Origin of the sequence: Streptomyces sp. ISL-96, assembly GCF_018614035.1 — a bacterium.
GTDB lineage: Bacteria > Actinomycetota > Actinomycetes > Streptomycetales > Streptomycetaceae > Streptomyces.
This window is the reverse complement of record NZ_JAGGPA010000035.1, coordinates 57,265-79,539: the sequence shown is the minus strand read 5'-3', so window position 1 is coordinate 79,539 and position 22,275 is coordinate 57,265. Positions and strand designations below refer to the sequence as shown.

General features: G+C 70.5%; 18 protein-coding genes and 2 pseudogenes. 2 read left to right on the top strand and 18 right to left on the bottom strand.

What is annotated here, in order from left to right:
- Positions 1–438: 438 nt before the first annotated feature.
- The 6 genes and pseudogenes from J7E96_RS22420 to J7E96_RS22395 all read right to left on the bottom strand — a co-directional run bounded on the left by J7E96_RS22420 (position 439) and on the right by J7E96_RS22395 (position 9,215).
- Positions 439–2,766, bottom strand: a complete 2,328-nt coding sequence (locus tag J7E96_RS22420; RefSeq protein ID WP_215133454.1) for a xanthine dehydrogenase family protein molybdopterin-binding subunit — start codon at positions 2,764–2,766, stop codon at positions 439–441.
- On the bottom strand, positions 2,763–4,508 hold the full coding sequence (locus J7E96_RS22415) for a 2Fe-2S iron-sulfur cluster-binding protein (RefSeq protein WP_374196708.1): 1,746 nt from the start codon (positions 4,506–4,508) through the stop codon (positions 2,763–2,765). Before J7E96_RS22415 ends, J7E96_RS22420 begins: the two co-directional genes overlap by 4 nt.
- On the bottom strand, positions 4,505–5,404 hold the full coding sequence (locus tag J7E96_RS22410; protein WP_215133453.1) for a xanthine dehydrogenase family protein subunit M: 900 nt from the start codon (positions 5,402–5,404) through the stop codon (positions 4,505–4,507). The genes J7E96_RS22415 and J7E96_RS22410 overlap by 4 nt, the downstream gene beginning before the upstream one ends.
- A gap of 335 nt (positions 5,405–5,739) precedes the next feature.
- Positions 5,740–7,413 (bottom strand): beta-N-acetylhexosaminidase, encoded by a 1,674-nt coding sequence (locus J7E96_RS22405; RefSeq protein ID WP_215133452.1) that lies wholly within the window; start codon positions 7,411–7,413, stop codon positions 5,740–5,742.
- A gap of 4 nt (positions 7,414–7,417) precedes the next feature.
- Positions 7,418–7,873 (bottom strand): annotated as a pseudogene (locus tag J7E96_RS22400) (carbohydrate ABC transporter permease); the annotation flags it as partial.
- 61 nt (positions 7,874–7,934) lie between these two features.
- A complete protein-coding gene (locus J7E96_RS22395; protein ID WP_215133451.1) occupies positions 7,935–9,215 on the bottom strand; it encodes an RNA-guided endonuclease TnpB family protein in 1,281 nt (426 codons plus the stop codon).
- Positions 9,216–9,239: 24 nt separating this feature from the next.
- Here J7E96_RS22395 and tnpA point away from each other — a divergent pair, with 24 nt between their 5' ends.
- Positions 9,240–9,668 carry an IS200/IS605 family transposase gene (gene tnpA / locus J7E96_RS22390; protein ID WP_215133450.1) on the top strand — a complete coding sequence of 143 codons (429 nt, stop codon included), beginning with the start codon at positions 9,240–9,242 and terminating at the stop codon, positions 9,666–9,668.
- Positions 9,669–9,774: 106 nt separating this feature from the next.
- On the opposite strand, the pseudogene J7E96_RS38880 reads toward tnpA, so the two are convergent.
- The 3 genes and pseudogenes from J7E96_RS38880 to J7E96_RS22380 all read right to left on the bottom strand — a co-directional run.
- Positions 9,775–9,946, bottom strand: a pseudogene (locus J7E96_RS38880) (ABC transporter substrate-binding protein); the annotation flags it as partial.
- A gap of 83 nt (positions 9,947–10,029) precedes the next feature.
- A complete protein-coding gene (locus J7E96_RS22385; RefSeq protein WP_215133449.1) occupies positions 10,030–10,332 on the bottom strand; it encodes a DUF3039 domain-containing protein in 303 nt (100 codons plus the stop codon).
- 30 nt (positions 10,333–10,362) lie between these two features.
- Positions 10,363–10,923 carry a YqgE/AlgH family protein gene (locus J7E96_RS22380; protein ID WP_215133501.1) on the bottom strand — a complete coding sequence of 187 codons (561 nt, stop codon included), beginning with the start codon at positions 10,921–10,923 and terminating at the stop codon, positions 10,363–10,365.
- A 253-nt stretch (positions 10,924–11,176) separates the two neighbouring features.
- Between J7E96_RS22380 and murA the strand changes: the two genes are divergently transcribed.
- A complete protein-coding gene (gene murA, locus J7E96_RS22375) occupies positions 11,177–12,517 on the top strand; it encodes a UDP-N-acetylglucosamine 1-carboxyvinyltransferase (RefSeq protein WP_215133448.1) in 1,341 nt (446 codons plus the stop codon).
- A gap of 104 nt (positions 12,518–12,621) precedes the next feature.
- On the opposite strand, the gene J7E96_RS22370 is transcribed toward murA, so the two are convergent.
- From J7E96_RS22370 to J7E96_RS22330, 9 genes are all read right to left on the bottom strand, one after another.
- The gene (locus tag J7E96_RS22370; protein WP_215133447.1) at positions 12,622–12,783 is read right to left on the bottom strand and encodes a hypothetical protein; all 162 of its coding nucleotides are present in this window, start codon (positions 12,781–12,783) and stop codon (positions 12,622–12,624) included.
- A gap of 251 nt (positions 12,784–13,034) precedes the next feature.
- A complete protein-coding gene (locus J7E96_RS22365; RefSeq protein ID WP_028815325.1) occupies positions 13,035–13,316 on the bottom strand; it encodes an HU family DNA-binding protein in 282 nt (93 codons plus the stop codon).
- A 337-nt stretch (positions 13,317–13,653) separates the two neighbouring features.
- Entirely contained in the window at positions 13,654–15,087 is a 1,434-nt protein-coding gene (locus tag J7E96_RS22360) for an NAD-dependent malic enzyme (RefSeq protein WP_215133446.1), read from the bottom strand.
- A gap of 386 nt (positions 15,088–15,473) precedes the next feature.
- On the bottom strand, positions 15,474–17,906 hold the full coding sequence (locus J7E96_RS22355) for a UvrD-helicase domain-containing protein (protein WP_374196707.1): 2,433 nt from the start codon (positions 17,904–17,906) through the stop codon (positions 15,474–15,476).
- A 96-nt stretch (positions 17,907–18,002) separates the two neighbouring features.
- Complete coding sequence (locus J7E96_RS22350; RefSeq protein WP_215133445.1) at positions 18,003–18,767, bottom strand: anti-sigma factor; 765 nt, start codon at positions 18,765–18,767, stop codon at positions 18,003–18,005.
- Positions 18,764–19,393 (bottom strand): sigma-70 family RNA polymerase sigma factor, encoded by a 630-nt coding sequence (locus J7E96_RS22345; protein ID WP_214969366.1) that lies wholly within the window; start codon positions 19,391–19,393, stop codon positions 18,764–18,766. Before J7E96_RS22345 ends, J7E96_RS22350 begins: the two co-directional genes overlap by 4 nt.
- Before the next feature lie 74 nt (positions 19,394–19,467).
- Positions 19,468–20,064: an ABATE domain-containing protein gene (locus tag J7E96_RS22340; RefSeq protein ID WP_215133444.1), complete on the bottom strand. Its 597-nt coding sequence runs from the start codon at positions 20,062–20,064 to the stop codon at positions 19,468–19,470.
- 81 nt (positions 20,065–20,145) lie between these two features.
- Positions 20,146–20,691 (bottom strand): GNAT family N-acetyltransferase, encoded by a 546-nt coding sequence (locus J7E96_RS22335; protein ID WP_215133443.1) that lies wholly within the window; start codon positions 20,689–20,691, stop codon positions 20,146–20,148.
- 308 nt (positions 20,692–20,999) lie between these two features.
- Positions 21,000–22,163: a uroporphyrinogen-III synthase gene (locus J7E96_RS22330; protein WP_308296076.1), complete on the bottom strand. Its 1,164-nt coding sequence runs from the start codon at positions 22,161–22,163 to the stop codon at positions 21,000–21,002.
- Positions 22,164–22,275 lie beyond the last annotated feature (112 nt).

Below are 22,275 nucleotides of genomic sequence, written 5' to 3'. Positions count from 1 at the left end.
CGCCACACCCACCCAAGCCACCCCATTCAACTCATGCGCCCCACCCGCACCGACACGAGTCCGCACGTCGACCCGACCGGCCGACCGTCCAACCACCTGGGTGCTCGTGTCCGTAGGAATGTGGATGTCGCACCAACGACCGTCCCCGCACCCGCCGAGCCAGGGGCCGCGCCGCCCCCTAAACAGACCGCGCCCCACCCACTCGCCCGACAGCCACCGAACCGACCCGCGCCACTCCCCGGAGTCCCGGTGTGGGCCTTTTTGTTGGGGCCGTCCCCGTGGAAAGCGTTAGCGGTGGGCCGGGGCGGCGGGTCAAGGGTGGGCCGAAGGCACATCGCGCAGCGACGCGACGCAGGAGCGCCCTTGACGCGCCGCCACGGCCCACCGACACTCGAGCGCCCGGGACGGCCCGAAACCCCCAGAAGCAAGCCCTGACTCTTACCCCCCCGCCACCGCAACCGCCGCCTGCGGCCTGATCGGCAGCCGGTTCACCGGCCGCCCCGTGGCCGCCCGCACCGCCGAGGCCACCGCCGCCGGGGACGTCACCACCGGCACCGCGCTGACCGGCTTCGCGCCGAACGGGGCCACCACGTCCCGCTCCTCCACCAGCTTCACGATCCGGATGTCCGGCGCGTCCAGCGCCGTCGGCAGGGCGTAATGCGTGAGGTCCGGATGGCGGATCAGCCCTCGCGGCGTACGCAGGTTCTCCGTCAGCGCCGCGCCCACGCCCTGTGTGACGCCCGCCTCGATGCGGGTCGCCAGCTGCGCCGGGTTCAGGACGCGGCCCACATCCTGCGCCACCGCCATCTCCACCACGCGAATCGAGCCCAGCTCAATATCGACGTCCACGATCGCGCGGATCGCACAAAACGCCAGCCCCACAAACGCGTCACCCTGACCCGCGTCATCGAGCGGCTCCGTAGGATGCGGCCGGCACTGCGCCGTCGCCCACAGCTCCTTGCCCTCCATCGCCTCCATCACCGTCGTCGACAGCACTCCGTCGTACGACGTGATCTTCCCGTCCGCGATCTGCAGCAGCTCAGTCGACATCCCGAACTTGTGCGCCAGCGGCTGGAGCAGCTGCGTACGTACCATCTTCGCCGCCCGCTCCACCGCGCCGCCCGACACCCACGTGTGGCGGCCGTGCGTCGCGGGGCCCGCCGGAGGCTGGTCCGTGTCCACCGACGCGACATGCACCTCTTCGACGCCCAGGATCTCCTGGACGATCTGACGCGCCAGCGTCGAGAACCCGCCGCCCGTCTCGACCGCCGCACAGATCACCGTAGCGACCCCGCCCTGGACCTTCACCGTGGCCGTCGAGACCTCGTCCGTGCCCTCCGCGCCCAGCATGTGCACCATGCCGACCGCGTATCCGACGCCCCGGCGCACCGCGCTCGGCTCCCCCGCGCCCTCCGGGCCGCCCGGCAGCAGCCACTCGTCCTGGGGGGCGTCCTTGGGCAGCGCGGGAAGCGGGAAGTCGCGCACCGACCGCAGCAGCTCGGCCACGGGGGCCGGGCACGTCACCGTCTGCCCCGTAGGCAGCAGATCACCCGTCGCCAGCACATTGCGCAGCCGCAGTTCCGCCGGGTCGAGCCCGAGCTTCGCCGCCAGCTTGTCCATCTGGCCCTCGTACGCCGCGCACACCTGCAGAGCGCCTTCGCCGCGCACGTGACCCGACGGGGGGTTATTGGTACGGACCGCCCAACCCTCAATAAAGGCGTGCGGCACGACGTACGGACCGCACGCGAAAGCCACCGCCGCCGCCAGCGACTCCGACGAGGCGTCGGCGTACGCGCCTGCGTCCAGAAGAATCTGCGCCTCCACCTTCACCAACCGGCCTTCCGCGTCCGCGTGGTGGCGGTAGCGCAGCAGAGTCGGGTGGCGATGAGCGTGGCCGAGGAAGGACTCCTCCCGCGTAGCTGCCAGCTTGACGGGGCACCCCGTCTTCAACGCAAGCAGCCCCAACGGGATCTGGAAGCTGCCGTCCTCACGGTCGCCCGTCGCGCCCGGGACACCCGTCACCACAACCTTCACGCGCTCCTGCTCCAGCCCGAAGCAGGCCGCCGCGCGGTCGCGATCCGTATGGGGATCCGTCGACGCCGTGTAGATCTCCACGCCGCCGTCCGGACGCGGGACGGCGAGGCCGGCCTCGGCGCCGATGGGCGCCGGGTCCTGGCGGCCGATGCGGTACAGGCCCTCGACGATCACCTCGCCCGCGACCTCGGGGTCGCCGTAGCTCAGCGGGATGTGGCGGATCAGGTTGCCGTCGGGGTGCAGCGGCTCGGCCGCGAAGGCCTGCTCGGGGTCGGTGACCGGTTCGAGGATCTCGTACTCGACCGCGATGGCGGCGGCTGCCAGGCGAGCCGTGTCCGGGTGGTCGGCAGCCACGGCGGCGATGGCCTCGCCGTGGTGGCGTACCAGGTCGGAGGCGAAAACGGGGCGGTCGGCGACGCTGCGGCCGTGCGCGGGGTCGCCCGGCACGTCCTGGTGCGTGACTACGGCCCGTACCCCCGGCATCTCGGACGCAGCGGACGTGTCGACCGAGACGATACGGGCGTGGGCGTGCGGCGAGCGCAGTACGGCGGCCCACAACAGGCCCTCCGCCCACAGGTCGGCCGCGTACGGGAACGTGCCCTCCGTCTTCGCGCGCGCGTCGGCCGGGGCCAGGGACGCGCCGAGGCCGTGGGCGGGTGCCTCGGGGCGGTGCTCGGGCTGGGCGCCGTCGACCGCCGTGGTGCTGGTCGCGGTGGCCGCGTCGTTGCTCACGCCATGCCTCCGTCGTGCGGGTGCTCGTGCGGGTGCTCGTGCGGGTGCTGGACGCTGCCGGCGCCGGGGGGTGCCTGGTGCGGGATACGGGCTTCTTCCGACGCGGCGGTCGCTTCGCGCTCGGCCACGACCTCGCGTACCGCTTCCAGCACGCCCCGGTAGCCGGAGCAGCGGCAGAGGTTGCCGCACAGCGCCTGGCGGGTTTCGAGCTCGCTCGGGGCGTGATTGCCTTCGAGCAGATCGTGGACGGTCATCGCCATGCCGGGTACGCAGAAACCGCACTGCACCGCGCCGCAGTTGGCGAGGGCGCGCTGGACGTCGGACGGTTCGCCGTCGGTGGCCAGGCCTTCTACCGTACGGACCTCGCTGCCGGCGGTGGTGGCGGCGGGCACGAGGCAGGAGGCGACTAGGCGGCCGTCGACCTGGACGGCGCAGGCGCCGCATTCGCCCTGGGAGCAGCCGTCCTTGGCGCCGGCCAGGCCGAGGCGCTCGCGCAGGACGTAGAGCAGGGACTCGCCGATCCAGGCTTCTGTGACGGGGCGGTCGGCGCCGTTCACCCGGAGGACGTAGGAGGCATGGGGGTGCTCGCTGTGGGCGTCTTCCGCTACGGGGTCGGTACCGGCACCCAGGGCCTCGGGCTCGGCGCCCCCGGCGTCGGCTCCTGCTCCGGCGTCGGCTCCTGCGCCGGGGTCAGTGGCCGGAGCGTCCGGGTCGGTGCCGCCCCGTGGCGTCTCCTCGGGCGTCGAACGTTCGGGTACTGCGATTTCTTCGGGCTCGTTGCGTTCAACGCCCTGCGGGGAGCGCCCCGGCACGTCCCCTCCCGGCACCGTGGACTGCGAGGCGGCGTCGGTCGCGTCCTGCGGTGCCGGCTGCGGCGGCTCAGGGGCGATGGGCTGAGGGGGGTGCGGGGTGTGCGAGGCGTGCGGCTCGAAGTCGTGCGTCAGGTGGGAGGAGGTGTGCGTCGGCTCGGGGTGGGAGGTTTGCGTCCGCTCGGGGTGGGGGGTGTGCGTCTGGTCGGGGTCGGACGTCTGCGTCTGGTCCAGGTGCGCGGGGTGGGGCGCCTGTGGCGGTTGTGCCGCCCATGGGGCGGGGGCGCCGCCCGGCAGGGTCTGGCTTGCCTCGGCCGTGTTTGCCCAGGGGGACGCCGCGCCGCCCGGCAGGGTCGCCGGGGGGTGGGTGCTGGCCCAGTGGGACGCCAGGGCGGAGGTCGTGAACTCACCGGATTCGTCCGGGAGGTCGCCCTCTGCCACCGGGATCGTCCACTGGCCCGTGAGCTCGGACGCGACCGGCGGCGTCGGCTCCGGGGCCGATTCGAAGCTCCACTGGCCCGTCGTCCCGGGTTCGTGCGCCGGGGCGGGCGCCTGCGGGCTCTCCGGTTCCGGCCACCGCATTTCGCCCGGGCTCGAAGCCGGCACCGGGCCCTGCACGGTCCAGGTCCCGGTCGCGCCGGGGTCGGTCGCGGCCGCGCTCGACGGCGTCTGGGGGATCTGCGGGGTCACGTGCGGAGCGATCTGCGGCGGTACGTAGTCGTGGCCGGGCGCGGCCAGCGGGTCGCCGTACTCGCCGTAGCCGCCGAAGTCCGTCATGCCCTCGGGCAGCTGCACGAACGCCGTGGCCTCCGCGTCGTACTCACCGCCCTGCGGGATCGGCTGCCAGCCGCCGGGGTACGGCGCTCCCGGCGCCCCGGTGTTCGTACCGGGGTTCGTGCCGGCGTTCGTACCGGGGTTCTCGTTCTCGCTCACGACAGTGCCCTCCCCAGCGCTCGTCGGGCCAGCGCGGCAACCATGCGCCGCAGGTGCAGTACGGCGGGCGGCAACGGCGCGGGAGCCTCCGCCCCGTCCGGCGCCGGAGCCGGGTCCGGGATGCAGGCGGCGGCGACGTACTCGCCGAACGCCGCGCACGCGTCGGGCGCCAGCTTGCGGTCCGCGTCCCACTCGATCAGCGAGGCGATCCAGCGCTCCGCCTCCAGGGGCCGCAGCGGCATCGGCGCGATGGCGCCCACCGCGCACCGCACCTCGCGCCGCGCCGGGTCGAGGACCAGGGCCACGGACGCGGTCGCGCGGCCGGGGCCGGTGCGTCCGGTGGCTTTGAAGAAGACCTGGGGGGCGTGCAGCAGCGGTACGCGCACGAAGCCGATCAGCTCGCCGGCGCCCAGCATGTCGCGGCCGGCGAGGAGGTGGGAGACGGGCGTCTCGCGGCGTACGCCACCCGGTCCCGCGATCACCAGCGTCGCTTCCATCGCGGCCAGCACGGGCAGGGTGTCGCCGGTGGGCGCGGCGGTGACGATGTTGCCGCCGAGGGTCCCGGCGTTACGGATCTGGGGCGGGCCCGCGGCGCGCGCGGCCGCCGCCAGCGCCGGGATGAGGGCCGCGAAGTCGGGCCGGCCCATCCGGGCGTGCGTGAGACCGGCGCCGAGCAGCGCGTTTCCGTCCTGGTACTGCCAGCCCCGGATCTCGCTGATCCGGCCCAGCCCGACCAGGGCGGCGGGCCGCAGTTGCCCGGAGTTCACCGATGCCATCAAGTCCGTACCGCCCGCGACGGGCACGGCGGCAGGCATGGCGGTGAGTGCCGCCACGGCCTCGTCGAGCGAGGCCGGGAGCGTCACGGACTGCGCCGCCTGCGGTGCGTGCGTGGTCAACCCAGCTGCCCCTTCCCGGTGTCCCGGCTGTCCCGTCTGCTGCGCCGTACGGTACGTGCTCACAGTCCGGACGAGGCAACTCTGGCACATCTTGCGAACCGGCCGACGCGAGGGTCCACTAGGGGCCCCTCGTCCCTGGCCAGGGCATTGGTCCGCTTTCGCACCTCATTGGTGGTGAGTGCGAATTGGCACTGTTCAGCGCCTCTTGGGCGACTTGCGACTTATGCCAAGCCGTAGGCCGAGCCGTAGGCCAAGCGGTGCCGAGCCGCATGCCGAGCCGGGGTCCTCCACGCTCCCAGGCCCGGCACAGCGCGGCACGCTCCTTCCCTCACGGCTCACACGTTTGGGGGCGCCCCCTCGATCGGGCGTCCGAGCGTGGCTGGATTTCCGTCGGGCGACGGGCGCTTGTGCCAGGGCAACGGACCGCCCGGTGGCCGGTAGTCGACCCCCAGAGCATCAAGCCGCCGGTAGTGCGCCGTCATTCGCGCCTCGAAACCGGCGAAGTCGCGTTCGGCCGGTGCCGGCAGGTCCGCCCAGGCGACCTCGGCGAACGCCGCCAGGCGAGGGAACGTCTGGTAGTCGACGCGGCTCTGGTTCTCCATCACCTCGGTCCAGACGTTGGCCTGGGTGCCGATGACGTGCCGCGCCTCCTCGGGTGTCAGCTCCGCCGGTACGGGCTCGAAGCGGTAGACGTCCTCCAGCGTGCGGACGTACCCGATGGGCATCGGCTCGTCCGGGCCGCCGTCCTGGCGGTGGTCCAAGTACACCTTCTGCTGGGGGCACATGACGACGTCGTGTCCTGCCTTGGCCGCGGCGATTCCGCCCGCGTAACCGCGCCAGGACGAGACCGCCGCTCCCCGCGCGAGGCCGCCCTGGAGGATCTCGTCCCAGCCGATGAGGCGGCGGCCGCGCGCGGTGAGCCACATGTCGAAGTGGCCGATGAACCACGACTGGAGCTCTTCCTCGTCGGCCAGGCCGAGTTCCTTGATACGCGCCTGGGCCGTCGGGGATTCCTTCCACTGGATCTTGGGCGCCTCGTCGCCGCCCACGTGGATGAAGGTGGAGGGAAAGAGGTCAAGCACCTCCTCGAAGACGCCCTCGAAGAAGCGGAGGGTGTTGTCAGTGGGGGCGAGTACGTTCGTGTTGATGCCCCAGGTGTCCCAGACGGAAAGGGCGGTCGTATCGATGACGTCTGTATTGCCCAGCTCCGGATACGCGGCGATCGCGGCCTGCGAGTGGCCCGGAATATCGATCTCCGGGACGACGGTGATATGCCGCTCGGCGGCGTACGCGACGATCTCGCGGATGTCGCCCTGCGTGTAGTAGCCGCCGTGCGGTGCCTCGGTCCACAGGTTTGACGACCGGTGGCCCCATTTGGTGCGCGCCCGCCATGCACCGGTCTCCGTCAGTTTCGGGTGGCGCTTGATCTCGATGCGCCAGCCCTGGTCGTCAGTGAGGTGGAAGTGGAAGACGTTGAGCTTGTGCGCGGCGAGGAGGTCCAGATAGCGCAGTACGCCGTCCTTGGGCATGAAGTGGCGTGACACGTCGAGCATCAGGCCGCGCCAGGCGAAGCGCGGCTTGTCCTCGATGGCCACCATCGGTACGGACCACTCCCGCGCGGGGTCGACGGGCGCCCGCCGGAAGGCGTCCGGGCCGAGCAGCTGACGCAGCGTCTGCGCGCCCCAGAAGACGCCCGCCGCGCTGCCGCCCTCGATGAGGGCGAGGTAGCCGTCGACGACCAGGCGGTAGCCCTCCGGGCCGAGGTCCTGCTCGATCTCGGGGTCGATGCGCAGCTCGATGCGGTTGCTGCCGCTGTCGCGTTCGTTGTCACTGTCGGTGCCCTCCGGCAGCGGCAGCCCGGTGGCGGCACCGACCGTGGCGCGCAGCCAGCGGGCCACGCCCTCGGTGCCGGGGCGGGCGAACAGGGCGGTGTCGCGGCCGATGGGGTAGTGGCCCTGGGCGGGAGGCGCCCAGGCGGCGGCTCCGGGAGCCGGTACCAGATCGAGCATGGCGTCAGTCCTTAACCGCTCCGCCCAGTCCGGAGACCAGGCGTCGCTGTACGAGTACGAAGAAAACCAGCACCGGGACAGTCATCACCGTCGAGGCTGCCATGATCCCTCCCCAATCGTTTTCCTCCGGCTTGAAGAAAACCAGCAGTGCCATCGGAAGTGTCGACTGCGAGGTGTCGCTGATGATGAATGACTTGGCGAAGAGGAAGTCGTTCCATGTGGAGATGAAGGAGAAGACGCTGGTCGCGACGAGGCCGGGGAAGACCAGCGGAAAAAGGATCTGCCACAGGAAGCGGGAGCGGCTCGCGCCGTCGATGTACGCCGCCTCCTCCAGCGCCTCGGGGACCGCCTTGACGAAGCCGCGCAGCATCCACACCGCGAACGGCAGCGAGAAGGCGATGTGCGGCAGGATCAGCGAGCCGAGCGTATTGAGCTGTCCGAAGTCCCTCATGTCGAGGAAAGAGATCAGGCCGAGCTGTTGAAGTGCTCTCCCTCGTCAACTGAATAAGGGAGATTCCCTCCTACCTTGCGGTGGCGGGCTTGACGCGGCGTGCGCGCCTTGCGACTGCCCTCCCGGCAGCCGGGACGAGCGCGTGGCCCGTCCGGTACAGGTGCAAGTGGTTGCGTGCGGCGTTGTGGTCGGCGTTGCCCGCCCAGCCGCACGCGGGGTTCTTGCATACGAACACGGCCTGGGACTCCCGGCTGCCCGGTGTGACGGTGTGGCACTGCGAGCAACGCTGGGAGGTGCCGGGGGCGGGGACCTTGGCGAGGGTGCCGCCGCGGTGGGCGAGCTTGTACGTCAGGAGTTCCACGGTACGGCCCCACGCCTCACCCAAGATGGACCGGTTGAGGCCCGCCTTCTGGGCGACGGTGCGGCCCGGGGCCTCGATGCTGCCGCGCGCGGAGGCGGTCATGTTCGTGATGGTGAGTGCCTCGACCACGGCCGTGCCGTACTTGACTGCGATCTCGGTAGTGGTCTTGTGCTGCCAGTCGTCGCGCCGGCGCTTGGCTGTCGCGCGGATGCGGGCGATCTGGTCATATGCGCGAGTCAGGCGGCGGCTGGTGCGCTCGCCTTTCTCGCGGTGCTCTTTGCGGTGGGCGGCGCGTTGTTCCCAGCGCAGCAACTTGGCCTGCTCCTTCGGCGTGAGCCAGGACCCGTGGTCGTACTGTTCGCCGTCGGACAGGGTGAGGGGGATGGTGATGCCGACGTCGATGCCGACCTCGGGCCCAGTGTGCGGCTCAGGCTTGGGTGTGAGGGTCTGGACGCGGAACGCGATGTGCCAGCCGAAGGCGTCCTTGACCAGCCGGGCGCCGGTGATCCGGTTGTTGTTGTCGGCGCGGCTTCCGACGGGGAGGTCTTTGGTCCAGCGGAAGCGGATCCGGCCGAGTTTGGGGATGTTGACCATGCCCCAGCGGCGGTGCACCCGCACCACGTGAAGGTCCCGGCCCTGGGGGACGTCCACGCTCATCACGGTGCGGAAGCGGGCCTTGAACTCCGGCGCCCCCGCCTGGCGCTCCCAGCAGTTCTTCCACGCCTGGAAATATGTCTTGAGGACCGCTTGGGCGGCCTGGGCGGGCAGTGCTCCGAGCCAGTCGACCTCCGCGCGGGCCTGGCGGATGGCCGCATCGGCCGCGGCCAGGGTGCGCTTGTCGCGCGGGAGCATGGTCCACCAGTCGTGCAGCAGGTTCCACAGGGTGCGTGCCGCATGCGCTTGCCGGTCCAGCGCGCCGGCCTGGGCAGAGGACAGAGCGAGCCGGGCACGATGTCCGAACTGCCGCTTCTCCAGCTCCTGTTGGTCCATGACGTCAGACGCTAGCATTGGTTTATGTCACCGAGGTGGGAACCAAACAACGAGGTCAGAAGCGGTCGCCATGTGATCTGCAACTTGCATGTTCATTTGGTGTTCGTCACCAAATTCCGTCGCGGAGTGTTCACCGACGCCATGCTGAGCCGCTGCGAAGAGGTTATGCGGGAGGTGTGCACGGACTTCGAGGCCGAGCTGCGCGAGTTCAATGGCGAGGACGGTCACGTCCACCTGCTGGTGCACTACCCGCCCAAGGTTGCCCTCTCCCGACTGGTCAACTCCCTCAAGGGTGTCTCCTCCCGCCGCCTGCGCCAGGAATACGCGCCGCACGTGCGCCGCTACCTGTGGGGCGGACGCTTCTGGTCCGGCTCCTACTTCGCCGCATCCTGCGGCGGCGCACCCCTCACTGCCGTACGCCAATACATCGAGCAACAACAACGCCCCGCGTGAAGCCGTGTCCGGCGCTGCCCAACCGATACCGCGGCGCTCCACATCGCACCCGCGGAGATGGCCGTCACCTCCCTGGCAAACAGGGAAGCGACGGCACAGATCCCGGGTATGCCTTGCCTCCGACTGTCACCGACTGCTTGACGGTCGAGTCGGAGTCCTCGACCTCGCACCCGGGCGCCGAACTCCTCGGTGACGTCGGCGGGTCCGCCGCCCTTGAATGCAGCCTTGATCTTCTGGGCGCGGGTCTCAACCGGTGTGTACTCGATCACGACTTGTGACCGGCGGGAGCACCCTGTGCAACGCGAACGGCCCCCGCGGCGCGCCGATGCGCACCGCGGGGGCCGGCCCGTACCTCTACTGCTTACTTCTTGCCGCTGCTGTCCTTGCCACCCTTGTCCTTGTCGCCGCCTGCGCCCAGAGACTCGAAGATCTCCTTGCACATCGGACAGACCGGATACTTCTTCGGGTCGCGGCCCGGAACCCAGACCTTGCCGCAGAGCGCGACGACGGGCGTACCGTCGAGGGCGCTCGCCATGATCTTGTCCTTCTGGACGTAATGGGCGTACCGCTCGTGGTCTCCGTCGCCGTGCGAGGTCTGCGGCGTCGGCTCGACGAGGGTCCCCGTACCTGCCCCGCGCTCGGGCTCGGGCTCAAGAGTGCTCATGGCGTCCAAGGGTACCCACCCCGGGCCCGTTCAGTTCAGGCTCGGATCGTCCGGGTACGTCGCGATCATCGCGAGCCGGCTGCGCTGCCTGCGCAGTACGGCCCGCCACAGGCTCTCCGGCTCCGGTGACGACACATCGCCGGGCTCCGACTCGACGACGTACCAGGCGCCGCTCTTCAGTTCCTCCTCCAGCTGGCCGGGGCCCCACCCCGCGTACCCGGCGAAGATCCGCAGCGAGGCGAGCGCCGCCGCGAGGAGTTCCGGCGGGGCCTCCAGGTCGACCAGGCCGATCGCGCCGTACACCCGCCGCCAGCCGAGCGGACCCTCGTCGCCGGGGATCACCGCGACCCCGAGGGCGGAGTCGAGCGACACCGGGCCGCCCTGGAAGATGACGTCCGGATCACCCGCGAGACCGGCCCAGGGCAGCAGGATGTCCCGTACTCCGACCGGCGTCGGCCGGTTGAGGACCACGCCGAGCGAGCCCTCCTCGTCGTGGTCGATGAGGAGCACCACCGCGCGGTCGAAATTCGGGTCCGCGAGGGCCGGGCTGGCCACCAGCAGCCGTCCTGTGAGCGAGGACACCTCCGTCATGGCAGACATGATCCCGCACATTCGCCCTCCGGGGGGAGCGGACGGCAGTCTGTGAGGCTGCGCAGCTCAGGGCGCACCGGAGCAACGGGAGCGCGCACCGCCGGAACGTCACACTCCGCAGAGGGTGCTGTGCGGAGCGTGTTGTGTCTGATTCATGACATAGGTGAAGCCCGCTTGGCCTTACGGCACAGGGGTAGTCGCCCCTTACTCTTTTCTCTGGCCACCTGTCCGACAACTCCGGAACGCGAGATCCATGACCGGCACTGAAGATGTACTGCTCGTCCACGGCGGAACCCCGCTCGAGGGCGAGATCCGCGTCCGCGGCGCGAAGAACCTGGTGCCGAAGGCGATGGTCGCCGCGCTCCTCGGCAGCGGTCCGAGCCGACTGCGCAACGTGCCCGACATCCGTGACGTGCGCGTCGTACGTGGACTGCTCCAGCTGCACGGCGTAACGGTCCGCCCTGGGGAGGAACCGGGTGAGCTGATCCTCGACCCGTCCCACGTCGAGTCGGCCAACGTCGCCGACATCGACGCCCACGCGGGCTCCTCGCGCATCCCGATCCTGTTCTGCGGCCCACTGCTGCACCGGCTCGGCCACGCCTTCATCCCCGGCCTCGGCGGCTGCGACATCGGCGGCCGGCCGATCGACTTCCACTTCGAGGTGCTGCGGCAGTTCGGCGCGACGATCGAGAAGCGGGCGGACGGCCAGTACCTGGAGGCCCCGCAGCGGCTGCGCGGCTGCAAGATCCGGCTGCCGTACCCGTCGGTCGGCTCGACGGAGCAGGTGCTGCTGACGGCCGTACTGGCGGAAGGCGTGACGGAACTCTCCAACGCCGCCGTGGAGCCGGAGATCGAGGACCTCATCTGCGTACTGCAGAAAATGGGCGCGATCATCTCCATGGACACCGACCGGACCATCCGGATCACCGGTGTCGACTCGCTCGGCGGCTACAACCACCGCGCCCTCCCGGACCGCCTGGAGGCGGCTTCCTGGGCGTCGGCGGCGCTGGCCACCGAGGGCAACATCTACGTGCGCGGCGCGCAGCAGCGCTCGATGATGACGTTCCTGAACACGTTCCGCCGGGTCGGCGGCGCGTTCGAGATCGACGACGAGGGCATCCGCTTCTGGCACCCGGGCGGCCCGCTCAACGCGATCGCCCTGGAGACCGACGTACACCCCGGTTTCCAGACCGACTGGCAGCAGCCGCTGGTCGTGGCGCTGACGCAGGCGTCGGGTCTGTCCATCGTCCACGAGACGGTGTACGAGTCGCGCCTGGGCTTCACCTCCGCGCTGAACCAGATGGGCGCGCACATCCAGCTCTACCGCGAGTGCCTGGGCGGCTCCGACTGCCGCTTCGGCCAGCGCAACTTCCTGCACTCGGCGGTCGTCAGCGGCCCGACGAAGCTCCAGGGCGCGGATCTGGTCATCCCCGACCTGCGCGGCGGCTTCTCGTACCTGATCGCGGCGCTCGCGGCGCAGGGCACGTCCCGGGTCCACGGCATCGACCTGATCAACCGCGGCTACGAGAACTTCATGGAGAAGCTCGTGGAGCTCGGTGCGAAGGTCGAGCTGCCGGGCGGCGCGCTCGTGTGATCGTTTGACCTACGCCGAAGGGGCGGCCGTCCGGATTACCGGGTGGCCGCCCCTTTCGCTGTGCTCGTACGCGCTGTGCTCGTACGCCCGCTCTTACGCCCGGCTCAGTCCCGCCCGGCGGAGACCGAGGAGGTCTTCGACGCCTGGCCGCCGTCGCCGGACGAGGCAGGTGCCGATCCCATGCTGGCGGCGAGCGTCGCGGTCAGGAGTACGGCGCCCACCACAAGCAGGGAGCGGCTCGGTCGGGCCTGGTTCGATACGCGCACGTTCTACTCCTGGGTCTCTGAGTCGGCGAACGCGCGCCTTACCAGTTTCCAGGGACGTAAACCTCTTGTGTTCTGAGAATGCTTCAGCCGCCGGAGGCCGTGAGCGGGCTTCTGCGGGGGTACGGCGCCCCGCCCGGCCCCTGAGGCGCTCGGCGGCCTCGCGCGGCCTCCACCGGCCCCTGAGCCATGCCGAAGGGGGCGGCCACCCGGCGTATTCCGGATGACCGCCCCCTTCGGGTGTGCCTTGAGTGTTACTTGCCCTTGGCGGCTTCCTTGAGCTTGGAGCCCGCGGAGACCTTCACGCTGTAGCCGGCCGGGATCTGGATCGGGTCGCCGGTCTGCGGGTTACGAGCGGTGCGAGCGGCACGGTGGGTGCGCTCGAAGGTCAGGAAGCCGGGGATGGTGACCTTCTCGTCGCCCTTGGCGACAATCTCGCCGACGGTCTCGGCGAGAGCGGCCAGCACGGCGTCGGCGTCCTTGCGGGTCACGTCGGCGCGGTCGGCCAGGGCGGCCACCAGCTCACTGCGGTTCATGTTTGTACTCCCGTGTTCTTCTTGCCTGTAAGGCGTGAGATCGAAGCCGATGCTGCCAGGGCCCTCGGACAGTCCCCGGACCCGGGTCTGTCGTCAGACCCTCGCGCCCAAATACGCATCCTGCCCCCACCAGCGGCGGGAAAGCCAATCCGGCACCCTCCGGAGTCACACGAAAAGCGCCACAGGCTCGACTTGGTGACGCTCCGTCCGCTGCCGGAAGCGGACCGCAGGGCCCTGCAGGACTCTGCAGGGGCCCCGCGGGCTCATTGCCCGCCACCCTAGAGGGGGCCGTGAGGCCCCGCGACCCGCGACGCGCCGGGTGGGCAGCCGGGAAAGATCAGGCGGACGTGGAACCCGTCACAGCGGATCCCACGGACTTGGCAGCCGTACGGACGGCTCCCGCGACCGCGCCCGCCACCTTGTCGTTGAAGACCGACGGGATGATGTAGTTCGCGTTGAGCTCGTCCTCGGTGACGACGTCGGCGAGGGCGGCCGCGGCGGCCAGCATCATCTCCGTGTTGACGGTCCGGGAGTGGGCGTCCAGGAGGCCTCGGAAGACGCCGGGGAAGACCAGCACGTTGTTGATCTGGTTCGGGAAGTCGGAGCGGCCGGTGGCCACAACAGCCGCCGTCTGACGGGCGATTGCGGGCTCGACCTCGGGGTCCGGGTTCGCGAGCGCGAAGACGATCGCACCGTCCGCCATCGCCGCGACGTCGTCGCCGTTCAGGACGTTCGGGGCCGATACGCCGATGAAGACGTCCGCGCCGACCACGGCCTCCTTGAGGGTGCCGGTGACCCCTTCGGGGTTGGTGTTGTCGGCGATCCAGCGCAGCGGCGACTCGGGGGCGGCGTCGACGAGGTCCTCGCGGCCCGCGTGCACCACGCCGTGGATGTCGGCGACGACCGCGTGCTTTACGCCCGCCGCGATCAGGAGCTTGAGGATGGCCGTACCGGCCGCGCCCGCGCCGGACATGACGACCCGTACGTCACCGATCGACTTGCCGACCACGCGCAGCGCGTTGGTCAGTGAGGCGAGGACCACAATGGCCGTGCCGTGCTGGTCGTCGTGGAAGACGGGGATGTCGAGGGCCTCGCGCAGGCGCGCCTCGATCTCGAAGCAGCGGGGCGCGGAGATGTCTTCGAGGTTGATGCCCGCGAAGCCGGGGGCGATGGCTTTGACGATCTCAACAATCGCGTCACTGTCCTGCGTGTCCAGGCAGATCGGCCACGCGTCGATGCCGGCGAAGCGTTTGAAGAGGGCCGCCTTGCCCTCCATGACCGGCAGCGCGGCCATCGGGCCGATGTTGCCCAGGCCGAGCACCGCGGAGCCGTCCGTCACGACGGCGACGGAGTTGCGCTTGATGGTCAGGCGGCGCGCGTCCTCGGGGTTCTCGGCGATCGCCATGCACACGCGGGCGACACCCGGCGTGTAGATCATCGAAAGATCGTCACGGTTGCGGATGGGGTGCTTGGAGGCCATCTCGATCTTGCCGCCGAGGTGCATCAGGAAGGTACGGTCGGAGACCTTGCCCAGCACCACACCCTCGATGCCGCGCAGACCCTCGACGATCTCGTCGGCGTGCGCGGTCGAGCTCGCCGCGATCGTGACGTCGATCCGCAGCTTCTCGTGGCCGGAGGCGGTCACGTCGAGGCCGGTCACCGACCCGCCGTGGGACTCGACGGCGGTGGTGAGCTGGCTGACCGCGGTCCCGCTCGCGGGGACCTCCAGCCGGACCGTCATCGAGTACGAGACGCTGGGCGCCGTTGCCATGGCCGACTTCCTCTGCTTTCCCTAGCTTCATTGCTACGTGGCCGTGGCTGTTGCCCGGCGACGCCTTCCGATGGTCGCACCTACCTGCGGGTAGCAGGTAATGCGGTCATTTTGTTTTCGGAAAGTGTTTTCCACCATACGAGAAGTGCTGGTGGAACAAAAGAGGTCCGCGGCACCCGGGGGTGCCGCGGACCTGTTCTTTGTATGTACGCACTAAAGCTAAGTGGCACCGACCCGCCATGCTCGCCTCGCGGCAAGTGGTCGCTCGAAGCGACGAAGGTTGGGCCCGGGGGCTTGGATCGAGCCGGTGCCACCACCAGGCTAACAAACCACCCCGGGAAGTGATCCCCCGATGACAAGTTGACCCGGATCGACCTCACCCGGATTCAGCGCAAGAGCGCCGGAACCCCGTCCGCACCCGGCTTGTCCCGCTCCCCCGAAACGACCGTGAGCTGCTGCGTCGCGCGCGTCAGCGCCACGTACAGCACCCGCAGGCCCGCCGGGGACTCCTCCGCGATCTCGGCCGGCGATACGACGACCGTCGCGTCGTACTCCAAGCCCTTCGCCTCCAGGCTGCCGAGCGCCACCACACGCTCGCCGAGCGGCGCGAGCCACTTGCGGGCCTGGGCGCGACGGTTCATCGCGACCACTACGCCGACGGTGCCGTCCACGCGGTCCAGGAGGCGCTGTGCCTCCTCGCGGGTGGTCCGGGCAAGATCATTGCCGCGTACGACGCTGCTGTGCTCATTGTTCGTGGTCACAAAACGCGGCTCCACGCCCGTGGAGCGGACAGCGGCGGGCGACTCCATGCCGGGCATGGCCCGCTGGAGGACCTTGGCGGCGAGGGCGGCGATCTCCGCCGGGTTGCGGTAGTTCACGGTCAGCGTGAAGCGGCGGCGCGGACGCCCGCCGAGGGCCTCGTCGCGGGCCGCGGCCGCCTCGTCCGGGTCGGTCCACGACGACTGCGCCGCGTCCCCGACGATCGTCCACGTCGCGTGCCGGCCCCGGCGGCCGACCATCCGCCACTGCATGGGCGTGAGGTCCTGCGCCTCGTCGACGATCACGTGCGCGTACTCGGTGCGTTCCAGCGCGAGCCGCTCGGCCCGCTCCCACTGCGTCTCCTCGCGCTGCGGCATGAGCTCTTCCAGGCCGCTGAGCTGGTCCAGCGGGTCGTACTCGCGCTTGCGCTTGGGGCGGGCCGGCGTACCGAGCAGGGTCTGGAGCTCGTCCAGGAGCGCCACGTCGTGCACGGACAGCGGACCGTTGCCCTCCGCGTCCAGGCGGCGCAGCGAGCGGGCCAGCTGGCGGGTCTCGCGCGGGTTCAGTACGCGGCGGGCCCAGCGGCCGAGGCGCCGGTCGTCGGCCATGGCGGCGAGCACGCGGCGCGGCGTGAGCTCGGGCCACCAGGCGTCCATGAACTCGATGAACTCGGACTCGGTCGAAATGTCCTCGTCGAAGCCGGAGCGCAGCTCCGCGATCAGCTCCTGGTCGGTGTATCTGCCCCGGCCGCTGGACTTCGACCACAGGGCGTCCAGGAGCAGCTTGCGGGCGCGGGGGCGCAGCAGGTTGACGGGGGCGGTGCCGCTGAGGACGTTGTGGCGGATGCGGTTCAGATCGTCGGCGTTCAGCTCCACGCGCTGGCCGAAGGCGACTACGCGCAGGCGGGTGGGGGTCCGGGCGGCCTCCTGGGACTCCTGCGGCTCCTCGTCGCCGAAGCTCAGCTGGCCGTCCTCGGCGGGGGCCGCCGGGGCGGGCGGCGCGTCCAGGGCGCCGCGCGCCGCGTTGCGCAGCACCTTGAGCATGCGCGAGGAGCCCTTGATGCGGGAGATGTTCGGTTCGTCGTACGTCGACGCCTCCGCGCCGTCGACCAGCGAGCCCACCGCGCGGATCGCGACCTGGCCCTCCTCGCCCAGCGAAGGCAGCACGCCCTCGGTGTACGCCACCAGCAGCGGGGTCGGGGACACGATGAGGATGCCGCCCGCGTACTTCCGCCGGTTCTGGTAGAGCAGGTACGCGGCGCGGTGCAGGGCCACGGCGGTCTTGCCGGTGCCCGGGCCGCCGGAGACCTCCGTGACGGAGGCGGCGGGCGCGCGGATGACCAGGTCCTGCTCGGCCTGGATCGACGACACGATGTCGCGCATCGTGTGGCTGCGGGCCTGCCCGAGCGCCGCCATGAGCGCGCCGTCACCGATCACCGGCAGCGGCTCGCCGTTCAGCGTCGCGGTCAGCTCGGGGCGCATCAGGTCGTCCTCGACGCCGAGCACCTTGCGGCCCTTGGAGCGGATGACCCGGCGGCGTACGACACGGCCCGGCTCCTTGGGCGTGGAGCGGTAGAACGGCGCGGCGGCCGGGGCCCGCCAGTCGATGACCAGCGGGCTGTAGTCGGAGTCGAGTACGCCGATACGCCCGATGTGCAGCGTCTCCGCGATCTCCGCCGTGAGGTCGGGGCGTACCGCGTCGTCGGCCGGGTCCACCGAGGTGAACGCGCCGTCCGGGCCCTTCTCGCCGTCCTTGCCCCGGAGCAGGTCGATGCGTCCGAAGAGGAAGTCCTCGAATTCGTTGTTCAGCCGGTTGAGGTGAATTCCGGCGCGGAAAACCTGCGCGTCGCGTTCCGCGAGCGCGCCGGGAGTGCCGACCTGACCGCGCTTGGCGGCGTCGTTCATGAGGAATTCCGCCTCGTGGATCTTCTCCTCCAGACGGCGGTACACCTGATCCAGATGATCCTGTTCCACACCGATTTCGCGGGTCCGTGCCGACTCCTGCGAGGAGGAGTCGGCAACGGAATTCACGGAATCGACAGCGGCATCCTGCGCGGCCACCGAGGCCCCCTTCTGACGTGCTGCGGGCAGCCGTCAACCGTACGCGACGGGGGGCCGCGACCGCACCTGTCAGAAGCGGAGAATTGTGCTGATCTGTCAGGCTTCTACCTCGACGAGGCGCTTTCCGTCGAAGGTCCGGACCTCGAAGTGGTCGATTTCGTTACGGTTCATCGCCGCCCCGCCGTGGACGTACAGCGGGCTCTTCGCCATCTCGTTCGTGCTGTCCGCGATGCCGTATCCCCATTTCGGGACGGCCCAGCTCGTCACTGTCTCTTCCTGGCCGTCCTTCGAGACCGCGATCAGGCTGCACTTCAGCGGACCCTTGACGTTCTTGAGCTCCAGCACGGTGTGGGTGCCCCAGGCCTTCTTCTCCATGCCGACCGTGGCGCTGACCTTCGTGCTCGCGTCGGTCGCGACGATCTTCTCCTCCATGTGGTTGAAGAAGGCGTCCTCGGCCGGGCTGGTGGGGTGGGGCTCTCCCGCGATGTTGCCGCCCCTGTCGTCGTTGCCTGCCGTCAGACCAGCCACGACGGCGATCGTGGGGCTGCCGACCACCAGTACCGCCGCTGCCGCTACCAGGTAGAACCCGCGTCGGCGGCGCTGCGCGCGGCCCGCGGCGACCTCGTCGGTGAGCCGGCTCAGCAGTTGCGGGCTCGGCTCGGTCAGCCGTGGAGGCGGGCCGGGGGACTCGGCCAGCGCGGCCATCATCGGCTCCATGCCCGCGAAGTCGTCCAGCTGCGCGGCGCAGTACTCACAGTAGGCGAGGTGGGCCTCGAAGGCGGTGGCATCCGCGTCGTCCAGGATGCCGAGCACATATGCGCCGACGGCGTCATGCTCGGAGTGCCGGTCGTGCGTCGTCATGCCGTCACCCCTCGTTCCTCCAGCGCGAGTTTCATGGACCGCAGTGCGTAGAAGACCCGGGACCTGACGGTCCCGCTGGGTATGCCGAGCACTTCGGCCGCCTCATTGACCGTACGCCCTCTGAAGTACGTCTCGACAAGTGCTTCCCGGTGAGCGGGAGTCAAATCGTCGAGCGCGTCGGAGAGCGTCATCAGCCACAACGCCTTGTCGATCTCGTCCTCCGCGGGCATGACCTCCAGCGGCGACGGATCGACCTCCTGCGGCCGGGACTGCCGGCTGCGGTGGTTGTCGATGACGATGCGTCTTGCGACCGTCACCAGCCAGGGGCGTACAGAACCGGTCGCCCGGTTGAGCTGACCGGCGTTCTTCCAGGCACGGATGAGCGTCTCCTGTACGACGTCCTCGGCGCGCTGGCGGTCGCCGGCGACGAGGCGGAGTACGTAGGCGAGCAGTGGTCCGGCGTGTTCTCGGTAGAGCGCGCGCATCAACTCCTCGTCGGGTGTTGGTTTTTCGGCGCGCGGTCGTTCGCTCCGATGTCGAGCCCTGTGCTGACGGCTATCGGCCACGGCCGCATCCTCGCGCACCCGAACCTCCCGGTCGAGACCCTGTGTGGCTCCCTCCCCCATCACTACGCAGGGGTTCGGCGATCGACTCAACGCGATCCAAAAAAGTTTTCAGGTGCGGGTTTCAGGTGCCGGTGTCAGGTGCGGGCCGCGGCTGACGCGCGGCGCCGGTGCCGGTGCCGGGCCACTCGTTCCCGGTTGCCGCACACCTCGCTGGAGCACCAGCGCCTGCGGCGGCCGCGGGATGTGTCGAGGTACAGGCGGGCGCAGTTGTCGCCCTCGCACTGGCGCAGCAGGGCGCGGGCGACGGGGTCCGTGAGGAGGTCCACCGTGTCGCGGGCGACGGTGGCGAGCAGTGGGGTGCATTGGGGGGCGTCGCTGAGGGCTCTGATCCAGGCGCCGTCCGGGGTACGTACGGCTCTGACGCCGGGGGGTGGGGTGGCGGCGAGGTTGTTGATGTGGTCAAGGGCGCGGGAGGCGGGGCGACCTTGGAGCTGAGCGTGCACCAATTCGGCGACGTACGCCCGCACTTCGGCGAATCTGCTGACCCACTCGTCGTCCACGGCGTCCAGCACCGCGTCGCCGGGCACGAGTTTCGCACCCACGAGCCACTCCCGCAGGCGTGCGGGTTGGTTCAGTTGCTCGGTGGGATGCGCGCCTGTCGCCACCAGGTCCAGACAGACCCGTCCGGAATCGAACCGCAACTCGCACGAGCCTGCGCTGCCCGCTGCCATGCGTCTGTCACCGCCTTCGCCGTCCCACCTTCAGAGTGCCCGGCGGGGCGCCCCGCCGGAACCCCTCCTGCCGGTCCGGTCTTACCGGTGCAAGATGCGCTGAAAGATTCTGTGGTCGCGCCACTCGCCGTTGATGTGGAGGTAGTTCGGGGCGATGCCGATCTCTTCGAAGCCGTTCTTGACGAGTACGCGCTGCGAGGCGGCGTTGGTCAGCAGCGTGCCGGCGGCGACGCGGTGCAGACCGAGGTCGTCGCGGGCCACGCGGCAGACTTCCGCCACGGCGGCGGTGGCGAGGCCGCGGCCGGTGCGGGTTACGTCGATCCAGTAGCCGAGGTTGGAGCTCTGGAAGGGGCCGAGGACGATGTTGGAGAGCGTGAACGCGCCGATGACGGCTTCGCTGTCGGTGAGGACCCAGGGTACGGCCCGCCCCGCGGCCATCTCCTCCAGCTCAGCGGCCAGCCGGCCGGCCTGCCCCTCGGGCGTGTAGAAGGCGTCTGGCCGGTCGGGCTCGAAGGGCCGCAGGTGCGCACGATTGCGGGCCAGGGCTTCGCCGAGAGGGCGGGCATCATCCAGGGTCACGGGCCGAAACACGATCCCGGGGGCGACCGTACGGGGGTAAATGATCACCCACGTACGGTACGAGGGCACGGTGTCGGTCCCGCGGCGGGGCGTCTCCTCGGGTGCCGAACGTTCGGGTACTGGGTTTCGTTCGGGGTGGTTGCGTTCGACACCCTGCGGGGAGCGCCCCGCCACGTCCCCTCACCCACCGTGACCCGCGAAGCCGGCACTTCCAGCAACCCACCCCGGTCATTCCAGCCCGCACGGCCACTCCAGCCCATCCGGCTACTCCAGCCCGTCCGGCGTTTGAGGACCGGGGTCTGGGGCGGAGCCCCAGGTGCCCGCCCCCGGCCGGGCGCCAGAACGGGGGCGGCGGTTTACGCGTCCGCGTACTTCGTGTCCGCCGACGGGTCCAGTGCCAAGCGGTAGCCCCGCTTGACCACCGTCTGGATCAGGTTCGGCGCGCCGAGGGACGTGCGCAGGCGGGCCATCGCCGTTTCCACGGCGTGCTCGTCCCGGCCGGAGCCGGGGAGCGCCCGCAGGAGGTCCGCTCGGGAGACGACCCAGCCGGGGCGGCGGACCAGGGCCCGCAGCAGGGACATGCCGGCGGGCGGCACAGGGCGCAGCTCGCCGTCGACCACGACCGCGTGGCCCCGGATCTCGATGCTGCGGCCGGCGACCGGCAGGGTGCGGGCGCGGCCGGGGAGTTCGCGGCACACCAGCTGGACCAGCGGGCCGAGGCGGAAGCGGTCGGGCTGGACCGTGTCGATGCCGTGCGCCTGGAGGGGGAGCGCGGTGACCGGGCCGACGCAGGCCGCCAGTACGTCGTGGTTGAGGGCCTCCAGGAGGTCGGGCAGCTGCCCTCGTTCTTCGGCCCGGGAGAGCAGTGACGCCGCGGCCGGGGCGCTGGTGAAGGCCAGGGCGTTCACCCCGCCCCCCACCGTCGCGTCGATGAGCCGGTCCAGCGGTGCGATGTCCTCCGGCGGCATCCAGCGGTAGACGGGAACGCCGACCACCTCCGCCCCGCCCGCCCGCAGCGCCTCGACGAAGCCGGGCAGCGGTTCGCCGTGCAGCTGGATCGCGATACGGCGGTCCGCCACACCCTCGGCGAGGAGGCGGTCGAGGACCTCGGCCATGGACTCGGAGGTGGGCGACCACTCCTCGGTGAGGCCGGCCGCACGAATGGCGCCTTTCACCTTGGGCCCGCGGGCCAGAAGCTCGACGCCCCCGAGCCTCGCCAGAAGGGCCTCGCCCAGGCCCCAGCCGTCCGCCGCCTCCACCCAGCCCCGGAACCCGATCGCCGTCGTCGCGATCACGACGTCGGGCGCGTTGTCGATCAGCTGCTTCGTGGTGGCCAGGAGCTCGCTGTCGTCGGACAGCGGCACGATCCGCAGCGCGGGCGCGTGCATGACCACCGCGCCGCGCCGGGTCAGCAACGTGCCCAGCTCGTCGGCGCGCCGGGCGGCGGTGACACCGACGGTGAAGCCCGCTAGCGGGCCGTGCTGGGGCTCTGGCTGTGGTTCCTGCGTGGCGTTGTTCACGGACATCGCGTACCCGGCTCTCATACCGCTGTGCTGGTCGTGCGGAGGACCGAGCCTGTCAACACCACGTGACAGACTCGGTTCCTTCATATTTCCCGGCCGTTACGGACCC